15 protein-coding genes are annotated in these 12,606 nt (G+C 59.3%); 7 read left to right on the top strand and 8 right to left on the bottom strand.

Annotated elements, in window-relative coordinates; all coding sequences use genetic code 11:
- Window positions 1–5: 5 nt before the first annotated feature.
- Together ACTJKE_RS36045 and ACTJKE_RS36040 are read right to left on the bottom strand one after the other, a co-directional pair.
- Window positions 6–359 (bottom strand): HU family DNA-binding protein, encoded by a 354-nt coding sequence (locus ACTJKE_RS36045; protein ID WP_440693623.1) that lies wholly within the window; start codon window positions 357–359, stop codon window positions 6–8.
- Window positions 360–598: 239 nt separating this feature from the next.
- Entirely contained in the window at window positions 599–775 is a 177-nt protein-coding gene (locus ACTJKE_RS36040; RefSeq protein WP_440639752.1) for a hypothetical protein, read from the bottom strand.
- A 1,230-nt stretch (window positions 776–2,005) separates the two neighbouring features.
- Between ACTJKE_RS36040 and ACTJKE_RS36035 the strand changes: the two genes are divergently transcribed.
- Genes ACTJKE_RS36035 through ACTJKE_RS36025 form a run of 3 tightly spaced genes read left to right on the top strand, consistent with a single transcriptional unit; the run spans window position 2,006 to window position 2,969 of the window.
- Window positions 2,006–2,431 (top strand): DUF4168 domain-containing protein, encoded by a 426-nt coding sequence (locus ACTJKE_RS36035; RefSeq protein WP_113514866.1) that lies wholly within the window; start codon window positions 2,006–2,008, stop codon window positions 2,429–2,431.
- Entirely contained in the window at window positions 2,432–2,836 is a 405-nt protein-coding gene (locus ACTJKE_RS36030; protein ID WP_440693849.1) for a helix-turn-helix transcriptional regulator, read from the top strand.
- Entirely contained in the window at window positions 2,736–2,969 is a 234-nt protein-coding gene (locus tag ACTJKE_RS36025) for a hypothetical protein (protein ID WP_162764819.1), read from the top strand. Before ACTJKE_RS36030 ends, ACTJKE_RS36025 begins: the two co-directional genes overlap by 101 nt.
- A gap of 472 nt (window positions 2,970–3,441) precedes the next feature.
- Here ACTJKE_RS36025 and ACTJKE_RS36020 read toward each other — a convergent pair whose 3' ends face one another.
- From ACTJKE_RS36020 to ACTJKE_RS36005, 4 genes are all read right to left on the bottom strand, one after another.
- Complete coding sequence (locus ACTJKE_RS36020; RefSeq protein WP_440693845.1) at window positions 3,442–5,184, bottom strand: adenylate/guanylate cyclase domain-containing protein; 1,743 nt, start codon at window positions 5,182–5,184, stop codon at window positions 3,442–3,444.
- A 533-nt stretch (window positions 5,185–5,717) separates the two neighbouring features.
- Window positions 5,718–6,203: an adenosine-specific kinase gene (locus ACTJKE_RS36015; protein WP_058330212.1), complete on the bottom strand. Its 486-nt coding sequence runs from the start codon at window positions 6,201–6,203 to the stop codon at window positions 5,718–5,720.
- Between the two features lie 205 nt (window positions 6,204–6,408).
- A complete protein-coding gene (locus ACTJKE_RS36010) occupies window positions 6,409–7,125 on the bottom strand; it encodes a hypothetical protein (RefSeq protein WP_440661228.1) in 717 nt (238 codons plus the stop codon).
- Window positions 7,126–7,338: 213 nt separating this feature from the next.
- Window positions 7,339–8,238: a LysR family transcriptional regulator gene (locus ACTJKE_RS36005; protein ID WP_058330210.1), complete on the bottom strand. Its 900-nt coding sequence runs from the start codon at window positions 8,236–8,238 to the stop codon at window positions 7,339–7,341.
- A gap of 118 nt (window positions 8,239–8,356) precedes the next feature.
- Between ACTJKE_RS36005 and ACTJKE_RS36000 the strand changes: the two genes are divergently transcribed.
- The 4 genes from ACTJKE_RS36000 to ACTJKE_RS35985 all read left to right on the top strand — a co-directional run bounded on the left by ACTJKE_RS36000 (window position 8,357) and on the right by ACTJKE_RS35985 (window position 11,664).
- Complete coding sequence (locus ACTJKE_RS36000) at window positions 8,357–9,289, top strand: VOC family protein (RefSeq protein ID WP_058330209.1); 933 nt, start codon at window positions 8,357–8,359, stop codon at window positions 9,287–9,289.
- A 147-nt stretch (window positions 9,290–9,436) separates the two neighbouring features.
- Window positions 9,437–9,724 (top strand): XapX domain-containing protein, encoded by a 288-nt coding sequence (locus tag ACTJKE_RS35995; protein ID WP_058330208.1) that lies wholly within the window; start codon window positions 9,437–9,439, stop codon window positions 9,722–9,724.
- 165 nt (window positions 9,725–9,889) lie between these two features.
- On the top strand, window positions 9,890–10,993 hold the full coding sequence (locus tag ACTJKE_RS35990; protein WP_058330207.1) for an NADH:flavin oxidoreductase/NADH oxidase: 1,104 nt from the start codon (window positions 9,890–9,892) through the stop codon (window positions 10,991–10,993).
- A 380-nt stretch (window positions 10,994–11,373) separates the two neighbouring features.
- Window positions 11,374–11,664 carry a GNAT family N-acetyltransferase gene (locus tag ACTJKE_RS35985; protein WP_440693843.1) on the top strand — a complete coding sequence of 97 codons (291 nt, stop codon included), beginning with the start codon at window positions 11,374–11,376 and terminating at the stop codon, window positions 11,662–11,664.
- Between the two features lie 16 nt (window positions 11,665–11,680).
- Here the strand turns inward: ACTJKE_RS35985 and ACTJKE_RS35980 are convergent, their stop codons facing one another.
- Window positions 11,681–12,079, bottom strand: a complete 399-nt coding sequence (locus ACTJKE_RS35980; protein ID WP_058325108.1) for a DoxX family protein — start codon at window positions 12,077–12,079, stop codon at window positions 11,681–11,683.
- Between the two features lie 134 nt (window positions 12,080–12,213).
- Window positions 12,214–12,606, bottom strand: a 393-nt coding sequence (locus ACTJKE_RS35975; RefSeq protein WP_440691397.1) for an isochorismatase family protein, incomplete at its 5' end; no start/stop codon positions are given.

Here is a 12,606-nt window from a genome sequence, read left to right as displayed (position 1 = left end):
GCGCATCAGCCGTTCAGCGCGTCCTTGAGAGCTTTGGCCGGCGCGAAGGACAACTTCTTCGCAGCAGCAACCTTGATCGTCGCACCGGTTGCCGGATTGCGCGCCTCGCGCTCAGGCGTGTCCTTGACCTTGAACTTGCCAAAGCCCGGGATCGATGTTTCGGCGCCGGATGTGGCGGCAGCGGTGACGGCGGCGAAGACTGCCTCGACAACCGCCTTGCTCTGGACTTTGGTCAAGCCATGTTCGGTCGCGATCTTTTCTGCAATCTCATTGGTTGTTGTCATTGTTTTCCCCTCATGATGACGCGGGAATTCTCGCCCAACGGGATCCCTCTTGTCATCTGGCGTCTCAGCGAGCAGGGCCTAAATCCGGGCGATTTCCACAGCGCAATCGTGGCATTTCGTCGAAATTGTTCATGCGGCCCTGGGGCTGTGCCGGTTCGCTGGAGGCAGGGACCATTCAAAGGTGTCTGGTCATCCGGTGCAGCGGGGTATCGCCCGCCAATTCGAATGACGAGCGTTGAGCAAAGTCGAATTCCCATCCACCTCGAGCCACAGCTCGCGCCCAAGGCGCGGACCGTGAGCGGTTTCCGTCCCTCCTAGCTGCCTTTCGCCGCCGCCAACATATGGCGGTTCGCATTGGCGATGCCTCTTTCGCGCGCACGCGCGTTGACCAACTGCTTAAGCGGAATAAGAAGGTGTGCTTCGCAAAGATCGAAGTAAAGCGAAGGATCAACCGGAAGCCGCGCGAGCGCTGCGGTGACTTCCTGCTTCAACTCAACCTCCCCAACGGCGCCGTCAGGCCGGAGAATTAGATACCTTAGCGACGTTTCTTCAGCTTTCATGCAGTGCCTCTGGGAGATTTGGTGATGCCTGGCTCTACAGCGATGGGTACTTCGCCTCCGATCCACGGTTTGTGCTTCCTGGAAGCGGCACGCCAATCGGCATCGGGACCGCGCTCCCTCTGGGTTGCTGGGTACCTACGCCGAAACGCACTGTCGGGCGCTGCGGCAGATAGGAACTCAACTTCGCGCCAATGTGTTTTGCTTGCTGCACGGTCAAGCTGAATTGCAGCGACGACACATCTGTTCCGCCCGGGTCGACGCTGAATTCGATCCTCAAGAACACGTCACAACTCCCGTCTGCGGTGACAGCCTCGGCCTTCCAATCGATGACGGCTGATGCTCGAATATTGCCGCGTCCGTCTGTGTCCAATCGTTCATGTGCAAGCTGACCCCCTCTCGCTGCGCAGTTGCCGGCAGAAACACCCCCTGTGCGCGCCTAGCTCTGGCTCTCGTCCCGGACCACGCGCTGAGCGAATTGGTGGTGCATTAAAATTTGCAAAACCAGCGCATCAACAAAACATGAAATTCCCTCCGGCCTTTTCGATGACGAAGCCAATGTCGTTGCCATGAAGCGCTGATTTGTTTTCACATCCCTGGCGCCCAACGACCGGTAGTCGTTGGTAAAACTGCCGAGGAGAGTGTTGGTCTATCAGCCCCCGTCATCAATCGTTCTCCTCCGTGCGGGCTAATCACTGGGTAGGTTTTTTCGTTTCGTCCTGTGGATGTTCTGGCCCGTTCGGAACCGATCGTTGATCGCCAAGAAACTTTGCCACTCCTTACACGATGGATGACTCACGGCTTGCTCGCATTGCCCCGGCGCAGCTCTACACGAAAAAAGGAGTATCGGTTCCCGTTCCAGACTGGTGACTGCGATAGGACATCTGAAAACCGGTGGCCGGATGAACCCGTAGAGCAGAGTGCCCGACAAGACGCCGACCCTGGCGCTGAATGCTGGTTTCGACTCCAGCCATAACTAACTGGGCTCTCCGCGTGAGCCATAAAGCTGCCGTTCAATGGTCAGCAAATTGCCCCGCTGCCGCCGCACCGAGCCCTTCCCAGCGTTTCATCGTCACTGACGCGTTCGGTATCCAGCCGACGTGAGGGGCGATCGAAAGGCAGCGTCGCTGCCGATCACGTCATGTACATCATAGAGGAATGAATATGATCACTCGTTACACGCCCATTGCATCGCTGACGGCTGCAGCCCTCAGTTTCATGATCTTCAGTCCGGCATCTGCCTTAGAAATTGCTCAGGCGCAAGAGACGCAGCCGACGCAGGGGCAGGCCGAAGACAAGGGTGCGGAGGCAGTCATCAGCGAACAAAAGATCGAAGCCTTTGCGGTTGCCTATCTTCAGGTCGACAAGGTCAGGCAGGAATACTCGGCAAAGATAGAAGCAACGCCGGACACGGCGGCGAAGAAGCAGCTGGAGACCGAAGGCAGCAAGAAAATGGTCGAGGCCGTCAAAGCCTCGCCGTCCATTTCGGTCGAAGAATATTCAGCAATCCTTACGGAGGCGCAGAGCAACCCGGCCATCGCCAAGAAGGTTCAGGCAGAACTTCAAAAAGCGGCCCCGGCACAGCAGTAGGTGGCCTCGCCAGCAATCGGATTGCCGACACTACGGGAGCCTGCGAACCCCATTTGCGGGCTCCCGGTGCTGAGTGCTGAATGCCCAATTGACCGAGGGGCACGAGCTCTGCTGGGCTGGAGCCAAGCAGAGCGCGCAAAAGCAGCTAACGTGTCTCGCCAGACTGTTGCCGATTTTGTAAGGGGAGCTCACGTGCCTATCCGCAACAATCTAGCGAGCATCGTCTCCGCATTTGATAAGGCAGGGATAGAGTTTATTCCGGAAAATGGTGGCGGGTGTCCGTTTCCAAGGAGTAGCTCGGACCATGTCGCACGAGCAGGCGCACCGGGCATCAACTTTTGCCCACAATCGTGTGACCGGGCTATCAATTTCCGAAGTCTCTGTCATCAATACCCGCGTCTGTGAAGTCGAACGCTCAGACGCCGGGCCTCTCCTCTTGCGTGAGCAAGGGAGGGGCTTTTCGATTCTAGAGTGCTTTACTGGCAACCTGCGCAGCGACGGTAACGACCAGGGCGGCAAGCGTGACGCCGCACTGTAGCGTGCGGCCTTCATTCGGCGCTCTCGTGCGCCCGTCGCGTCATATCCCATCAGTCGCCTCCCTGCGGCCTGCCTGTCCATAATCTTCACTACCACTCTTGCGTGACCGCAAGCCGCAGACACACAACGGGATCAAACAACCAGAAACGCCGATGAAACCCATTAGTTGTGCCGGGTCTCTATTATTTCAGTTGTGATAGTTTGCCCCACTTATGCGACACCGGGGAGGGGAGATGCGCAACACGTTTTCTACGACCGACATGGACGCGATCAGGCGGCAGCATGAGAAATGGTGTCGCGCGAATGACGTCGACCCAAACGGCCCTACGGGAATTGAGATGGCTATCAAATTGCTAGCGTCCTACAAGCCCGAACGAAAGCAAGCACGTGAAGAAAAAGATTCCACTGTCTAGACTAGCGGTCAATTCACATGAAAGACCGATGCGCCGTCTGAGGCTTTCCAAGTTTCACGATCATTCCGGCAGTCCGGCCTTCCGATAGCCTTCGATAAAGCGCTGGAGCGTCTCCATATTGCGGGCGGGTTGTGCCGCGGCCCAGTGCGTAATCGTGAACTTTGGGGTCATCGCCATGAAAAGAGCTGCCTCACGCATCGCCTCGTCCCTGCGTCCGAGTTGGGCAAGGCTGGCCGCCAGTATGCGGCGCGAAGGGCTGCGGTAGATCGCCTCCGTGCGCAAAATCTTGATGGCTTCTTCATATTGGCAGGCCGCGTAATGCGCGAGCCCAAGCTGCCAATAATACCACCCGGCTGGGTGCGGATTTAGGCGAAGCGCCCTTTGGATCAGTTCGATCGCTTCCGATGCGCGACCTGCGAACGCCGCAAACTCCGAACCGATGGCTAGGGCATCCGCATTGTTTGGTTCTAGCGTGAAGGCGGCTGCAAACTCTTCATCGGACTCAGGCCAGCGTTTTTCATAGGCCAGCAAATATCCGATAAACCAATGACCGGCAGCGTCGTTCTTGTCCAATGCCAATGCCTTGCGGGCCAGTTCAAGGGCTCGCGATCGGTTCTCTTCCGTGGGTTCGATACTCTGCGCCCACAATTGCCAGTAAACAAAAGCCAGCCAGCGAAATGCCTCCGCATATTCGCAATCGATGGAGACTGCCTGGTTCAAGAGTATCTCGGCTTCGCGAAGCGCTTCTGGGGAACTGTTGAACGCCGAGATCAGACTTCGTCCACGGACACAAAGATCATAAGCTTCCAGGCTCTTTGGACGATTACGCGCCGGTGATTCCGCCAAACGTCCAACAAGGGCCTCGACGATCTTGTCCGTGACTTCGTCCTGTACGCCGAAAATGTCTTCGAGATTTCGGTCGAAGCGTTCGGCCCAGAGATGATCTCCGCCAACGGCGTCGATGAGCTGGACGTTGATCCGCACGCGACCGGCGGCGCGGCGTGCACTTCCCTCCACGAGGTAGCGGACGCCCAGCTCGCGCGCAATCAATCGAACATCGACCGACTTCCCCTTGTAGGCGAAGATGGAATGGCGCGCGATAACAAACAGGCCGGCATTCCTTGAAAGGTCGGTAATGAGGTCTTCTGTCAATCCGTCTGCGAAAACGTCATATTCGGCTTCCCCGCTCAGATTGGTGAACGGCAACACGGCGATGGACGGCCTGGCAGGCAGCGGCAGATCCGGTTTTTCCGCGTGATCCTTCGTGGCCTCGGCCTCGGAAAGTACGCGATAGACGTGAACCTCTTCGGCGATGTTTTTCAGGGATTTCGGCCCGAGATCATCGTAGCCAAGTGCGAGCTTTCGTTTGACTTGATCATGGATGCCCGCCGAGACATAGATGGCTCCCGGCTCGGCAAGACTTTGCAGCCGTGCGGCGATGTTGACGCCGTCGCCATAGAGGTCACTGCCTTCCACGACAACATCGCCGAGGTTGATCCCGATGCGCAGGACTATACGTTGCGCCTCTGGCAGCGAAGCATTTGCATCCGCCATCCGCCGCTGTAGTTCGATCGCTCCTGAGAGGGCGTTGACAGCACTCGTGAACTCAACGAGAACCCCATCACCCATCACTTTGACAATGCGGCCGCCATGTGCGCGCACGACAGGCTGGAGAATTGTCGCCCGGCGCTCCTTCAGTACGGCCAGCGTCGCAACCTCGTCCATCTCCATCAAGCGCGAATAACCAACCACGTCCGCGACGACGATAGCGGCAAGACGGCGCTTGACGTGTTCTTCGGCCATTTGGGCATCTACCCGAAGGTGGCAATGACTCTATGATATTTGCGCCCTGGGTCGAAGTCCAACGGGCCCATTCCGAATGGAGTTCCGACGATCATATGAGCGCATATCCCACGCCTTTTCGAAGACGTGATTTCGATCTCCGTGTGCGTCGACGCGGCATGTGTTGCAGTCATTTCCGATGGAAGTTTTGTTCTGAACACAGATCGGAGAAAAGTGTATCCGGCAGCGTTATCTGGATTGCGTATCGCACCAGTTCCTTCGCAATCCTGCGAGAACAACTTAAATGTTCGCTATCTGTGTGGCTAGGATCACATAATGTATCGACTGGAACTGCCGCGGCGGCCCGGTGCGCACCGACGCTTTTGCTGCGCAGCAAGTCCCCTTGATGGGCAACCATAGCGCCGCCGGAGTTATGGCGTATGGCGACCCTGCGCGCCGCAGCGGGGTCATCGCGGGCGTTGCGCGAACGGTCCGCGCGTCTGGGTCACGAGCTTGACGGTGTTGTCCATGCGGGCACGTCGACTTCACACTGCCTACAGCTTGTAGCCGATTTTTCGCAGCAGGTCTTTCCGCCACGTAATGTCTGCGTCGGTTTCGACACCCAGCGGTGAGGCGCCATCCACCACGCCGAGCACGCCGCGGCCTAGCTCCGTTTGCGCGACGATCACCTGCGTCGGATTGGCCGTCGCGCAATAGATGCGGCAGACCTCTGGCACCGCACGCACCGCAGCCAGCACATTGACGGGAAAGAATCCGTCGCCCAGGAAGATCAGGAAAGTGTGGCCGGCGCCAATGGCCAATGCGTTGTCACGTGCGAGGGTGAGCATGGCTTCTTCATTACCCGACCAGCGCACCAGCCGCTTACCGGAGGCCTCGCAGAAGGCCAGCCCGAAGCGGATGCCAGGAACCGCGCCCACCAGCGCCTCGTGGAGGTCTTCCACAGTCTTGATGAAATGCGACTGGCCAAAGATGAAGTTGGCGGCGTCCGGCTTGACGATGGGCACCACGGTGAGTTCCATGGCTGCGCTCCTTCAAGGTAGGCAACGCAATGGTAGGTAGGTCCAAGGAAGGCGATTTCAAGCCGCCATATGCGACCGCTTTGCCCCCAAGCGCTGCCACCTTCACTTCTTCGCGGACCGACCAACACAAGGGCAGGCGCAGGCAGCGATGAATCTCTAAGCGTGAGGTCAGTTTTTCGAATGGGAACAGCTGGGGGTCGTCGTTTTATGGGTAAATTCGGTATCCGATATCGGAAATATTCGACGGCTCCCTCTCCGCCAGACGGGGCCTGTTGGCCGCAATCAGTGAATTTCCAGCCATCCCGTGGGATTCAAGCATTCGATGCCTCGGCCGCAGGCGACCACGAAACGTCTGTCGAGGGCGATGCGGCGCCGTCTCGGCCACCATGCCGGCAACGGCCGGGACCTGGGTGACATTTGAAATCCAGAGCGGACGAAGCTGGTTGCGTAGGAAAAGAAGAAAGCAGGTGAGGCCGTAGAGCACCCAGGAAAGCCCCGCGCTGCGAACTGCGGGATCGATCATCACCAGCCCCAGGTGGAGAACGTCGACGGATTTGCCGGAGAGAGAGACCTGGATGACCGGGCAGGCGTTGAAGGCGTCCGGCTCACCGTCGGGAACCCGATAGACGACTGTCACGATCGTCCCGGCGGGGGCATCTTCACGCTCGGAGAAGACGCCGTAGTCCAGCTCTCCATCGGGAACCGATCGCTGCGCGACCTTTCGCAGATCGTGCCGCAGTCTGGCGACTTCCCGCTCGCTCATCCATAGCCCGGGACTTCCACGATCCTCGCGCGGAAATCTGGCAATGTCTTGAATGGGAGGTCGAGGCGCTTCTTCAGCACGACCGATATCAGATTGTACAATGGCCCGGCCCGGCAGCTTCAATTCTAGAATGGAGGTTTGTGCAAGCTTGGGTCGCATCTTCGCGGGAGAGAGCAGACATTTGGTTTAATTTTGGGCCGAGAGCAAGCGCCAACGTTTTGGCGTCAGGCAATAATGGCGTGGCCGCCCTTGCCGGCGCCTCTTTTTCTCACAAGAAGCGCAGATCGTCATGAACGCACAAAAGTACGCTCCAGCACTTTGATTCTAGAGCATCTTTTCGCTTCGAGTGATTCCACTTGAAAGCGGCATGCTCTAGTCGAGCATGACCATATGAGCGGTCAGTTGTTCCTCGAAGAATTTCGAGAACGTCGCGATGCGCGGCGGTAGGGCCTGGTAGGGCGGATAGTAGAGTGTCAACCAAAGGTCTGGTGGCGACCAGCCATGCAGAACATGGATGAGCCGTCCGCTGCGAATATGCTCGGCGATATGAAATCCCGGCAACATCGCTACGCCCGCGCCGTCTGCAGCCATGTCGGCCAGGACCTCGCCATTGTTGGCGCTGAATGCTCTTCCGGCGACGATGGTGATGCTTGAGCCTCCGTCCGAAAGCAGCCAGTTCTCCCGCCGGCTTTCGCCGCTGTATGCGAGACAATCGTCCGGGGTCAGCTCGCTCGGGTGTTGCATCTCAGCGAACCTGCTGCCTGGCGCGGCCACCAATATCCTCGGGACCACCTTGATCTTGCGCCATATTGTGAATTTGTCCGACGGGGCCGACGAAATGCGGATCGCGAGATCGTAATCGTCGTCAACGATATCGACCAAGCCGTCCGACAGCGAGATCTCGAAGCACATTTTCGGGTAGAGCTCCCGGAAGCCGGAGAGGATCGGCGGCAGCACCGTCTTGCCGAGCCAGGTCGGCGCGCTGATCCGCAGACGTCCCTGGTCAGCCTTGTGTGCATTCTTGACGTCGCGCCGCGCGTTTTCGAGCGTTTCGACCGCCGGCTGGATCTGGGCGGCAAAAACGGCGCCGTCCGTCGTCAGCGATACCTGGCGGGTCGTGCGAACAAACAACTGGACGCCGAGATCATCTTCAAGCGCGGCAATGGCCCGCGTGACGGCAGCGGGGGTCATATCGAGCTCGCGGGCAACCTGAGCGAAGTTGCGCTTCTCGGTGGCCATCAGGAAAATTTTCAGGGCTTTATGATCGTTCATCTCTATTGTTTCAAAAATCGCAACTCACTCGAAAGAAATATTGCAATTCCGCGAGGTAATCAACCCGAGTACATCTCTACGCATCGACGAACACTGTCAACGAAGAAAGGCACGGGCCATGATCAAGGATATCAAGGGACTGCATCACGTCACCTCCATGGCGTCGGATGCGCAGCAGAACAACAGATTTTTCACCGACACACTCGGCCTTCGCCGCGTGAAGAAGACGGTCAATTTCGATGATCCGAGTGTGTATCACCTTTATTATGGCGATGAGAACGGTACGCCTGGTACCGTCATGACGTACTTTCCGTTCCCGCACATGATGATCGGGCGGCCGGGCGTCGGCGAAGTCGGCGAGACCCAGTTCTCCATTCCAAAGGGGGCGCTGGCCTTCTGGAAGGACCGCCTCATTGCGCAAGGTGTGGGTGGTATTCAGACCGACACGGTCTTTGGCGCCAATAGCCTGCGTTTCACGGGCCCCGATGGTGATGGCCTCGCCCTGGTCGAAGCAGCCGACGATGCCCGCGCCCCCTGGCTTGCCGAGGGAATTTCCGAGGCCAATGCCATTCGCGGCTTCAGCGGTGCGCGCTTCAACCTTCACGACACGGCGGCGACCGAAGAACTCCTCCGTTTCATGGGCTATGAGCGTTCTGAAGTCGAAGGAGACGTCACGCGGTTCATCATTCCCGGCGGCAACGGTGCAGACACGATCGACCTCGCTGCGCTCCCGAAGACACCGTTTGCGCGTCAGGGAGCGGGTTCGGTGCACCACATCGCCTTTGCCGTCGAGAACCGTGAAAAACAGCTCGAAGTGCGCAAGGCGCTGATGGACACCGGCTACCAGGTAACTCCCGTCATCGATCGCGACTATTTCTGGGCGATCTACTTCCGGACACCGGGCGGGATCCTGTTCGAGATCGCAACGAACGAACCCGGCTTCGACCGCGACGAGGACACCGCCCATCTCGGCGAGGCGCTGAAGCTGCCGCATCGATACGAATCTTTCCGCGACAAGATCGAGGCAAATCTGGTTCCGCTTGCTGCATAGGACCGGCGCCTGATCGGTGCCATTCGCAAGCAGCGCGTCCACCCTGGAAAACGCATCGGCCCGAACCCGGCTAAGCGATGCGATAGGCAAAGCCACTCTGGGTCAAACCGCTCGGAGTGGCAGCCACCACAATCAAGGATCACCGTCATGAAACTCTATCTCCTGTCACTCGGCGCCGGACTTCTCGTCGGCATTGTCTACAGCCTCCTCAATGTCCGCTCGCCGGCACCGCCGGTCATCGCGCTGGTCGGCCTTCTTGGAATTCTCGTCGGCGAACAGATCGTTCCTTTTGCCAAAACTCTGTGGGGCAAGGAGCCGGCGGTGATTTCCTGGATCAACCAGATCAAGCCCCACATGTTCGGTCACATGCCGAAGGGAGAAAACCGGAGCGATGTCGCTGCAGCCCAGCGGGTTCGGATCACGTCTGATAGCTGAGCCCGCGCCGAAAGCCTTTCCGCGTCCAGCACGAGCCCAATCGAAATGGTAGGGCCGGAACGGCAAGTTCTGAAGCCCCTTCGATACCGAGAGATTGCAACCTTGCTGCCAAACGGCGAAACATGGGCCGATCCGTCAGGCCCTGTCGACCTCTGGAGAACGATCATGAGCGGAACCAGGCTTTTCTCGCCCTTCGAAATGGGATCGCTTAATCTGCGAAACCGCATCGTCATCGCGCCAATGTGCCAATATTCGGCCACGGACGGGCAGATGACCGACTGGCATCTTATCCATCTCGGTAATCTGGCCCTGTCAGGTGCGGCTGTGCTCACCATCGAGGCGACCGCGGTCCTGCCGGAGGGCCGTATTTCCTATGGCGATGTCGGGCTTTATTCGGATGCCTGCGAGCGCGCGATGGGCCGAGCTCTGGACGGGGTGCGACGGTGGTCCGACATGCCCATCGCCATCCAGCTCGGCCATGCCGGACGGAAAGCTTCCAGCCAAGTCCCATGGAAAGGCGGCCGCCAGATCAACCCGAAGGACGAAGGCGGCTGGAAAACCGTCGCACCGAGTCCTGTCCCTTTCCACGATGACTATGACCATCCGGTGGCGCTCGATCGCGGCGGCCTTGCGCAGGTCTGCTCGGCCTTCGCCGATGCCGCCAGGCGCGCCGCCGCTCTCGGGCTGGACGCTGTCCAAATTCATGGAGCCCACGGCTATCTCCTGCATCAGTTCCTGTCGCCCCTCTCCAACCGTCGCACGGACGACTATGGTGGAACGCTGGAAAACCGCATGCGCTTCCCCCTTGAAGTCTTCGAGGCCGTTCGCGCGGCATTTCCGGCGGACCGGCCGGTGACGATGCGGGTCTCGGCGACCGACTGGGCGCAGAACGGCTGGGATATCGAGCAAACCATCACCTTTTGCCAGGCGCTTGAAGCACGTGGCTGCTCGGCCATTCATGTCTCGTCGGGCGGCCTTGTGTCCCACCAACAAATCGCGATCGGCCCAAGCTATCAGGTCCCCTTTGCGCGCGCCGTCAAAGAGAATGTGGCGATACCGGTCATCGCCGTCGGCCTCATTACCGAGTTCGAACAGGCCGAAGCAATCCTGACCACGGGCGATGCCGACCTCATCGCGATTGCCCGCGCCATTCTCTACGACCCCCGCTGGCCCTGGCATGCCGCCGCGCATTTCGGCGAGCGGGTGTGGGCGCCCGATCAGTATCTGCGATCGCAACCCCGACAGCTCCGTCATCTCTTCGACCGCTAGGCAGACGTAAGAACCGGCGCGCCCGCCATACCGATGTCGGATCGCGCCCTGTTTCTTTTCGACGCTGACCNCAACGCAGAAAGAAGACCGTCTCCTGCGGCAGGAGACGGTCTCAGCGGGCCGGGCCGGCCCGAGGCTTCGGGGAGGGGATACCGAAGCCGGGACTGGAAGATGCTGTCTGCCCCCTTGGAAACGAGGAGATGGTTGAAAGGTAGACCTGCGCGGTGTGCCACGTAACTACACTTAGGTATCGGTGCGCCTGGACAAGAAGCTTGTTTTGTCCGGCGAAAACGGCGGGAGCGCAAACGGATCGTCGCCTCCTATCCATCAGTTTCTGCAACAGGCCGTTTGAAGCCCGGCCGGAGAAGGGAAAGTGTCCCATGAACCAATCCGAAAACAATGTGGTTATCGAGCGCCCGGAGCTGCGCCGCTTCGAACTGGCGGTCGACGGGGCCATCGCCGCCGTCTACTACCGCCAGGAGGATGGGCGTCTAGTGTTGATCCATACGGAGGTTCCTGAGGACTTGTCCGGCCGCGGGATCGGGTCGCGGCTGGTGACCGGCGTTTTCGACCTCGTGAGGGCGAGCCACCGGAAAGTCGTCATCCGTTGCCCGTTCGTGGCCGCCTGGTACGCTCGCCATCTGGACTATGGCGACGTCGTCGACGGTTGACCGGCGCGACCGACCGTCAAAGCTTGGCGTCACCGCGCGCCGCATCAAGACCGACGGGTCCGCCGCCTGCGGCAGCGAGATAGAGGAACACGAAACAGAAGATGATGGCGGCCGTACCGCCGTTCTGAGCCGGATAAAAGCCCTGCGGCGCATGGCGCAGGAAATAGGCCGACGCCATGACGCCCGAGAGAATGAAGGCCGAAAGCCGGCTTCTGAAGCCGACCAGCAGCGTGAAGCCGAGGACGAGTTCGAACAATCCGGCAATCCAGGGCAGGGAGCCGACGGGCGGTCCGCCGCCGTCACTTGCGGGAAAGCCGATGACCTTCTGCGTTCCGTAGCTGAAGAGGACGAGGGCCGAGACGATGCGCAAAAGGCTGAGCAGATAAGGGGCCAGCTGGTTGGATAAAGCGTGCATGCGTGTTTCCTTTGCAAGCGACCCGGGCAGGTCAATGTGGGCGTGATGTGAATCATTCACAATAATGACCGGCTTCTAGCGAAGCCGGTCATTATTGTGGTTCTGGGGTGTTGCGCGGTGGGCAGATCGCCCCGTTATTTTGCCGGGTTGGGGCCGATCGTCCTGCCGTGGCTGACGCGTTCGTCACCCTTGTGAACCATGGTGACGGCGTAATCGATGCCCATGCCGTAGGCGCCGGAATGCTCCTTCACCAGTGCGGTGACGGCATTGTAGGTTTCCTTGCGGGCCCAGTCGCGTTGCCATTCGAGCAGGACCTGCTGCCAGGTCACCGGGATAACGCCGGCCTGGACCATGCGGTCCATGGCGTATTTGTGCGCATCGGCCGAGGTGCCGCCGGAGGCGTCGGCAACCATGTAGATCTCGTAGTCGGTGTCATGCATGCACGACAGCGCGAAGGTGGTGTTGCAGACTTCGGTCCACAGCCCCGAGACGACGATTTTCTTGCGGCCGTTGGCGGCATTTTTGGC

Origin of the sequence: Ensifer sp. 22521 (assembly GCF_052044795.1) — a bacterium.
In the GTDB taxonomy this organism is placed as follows: Bacteria; Pseudomonadota; Alphaproteobacteria; order Rhizobiales; family Rhizobiaceae; genus Ensifer.
Note: the sequence above shows the minus strand (reverse complement) of the source record. Positions and strands in the feature narration are given on the sequence as shown.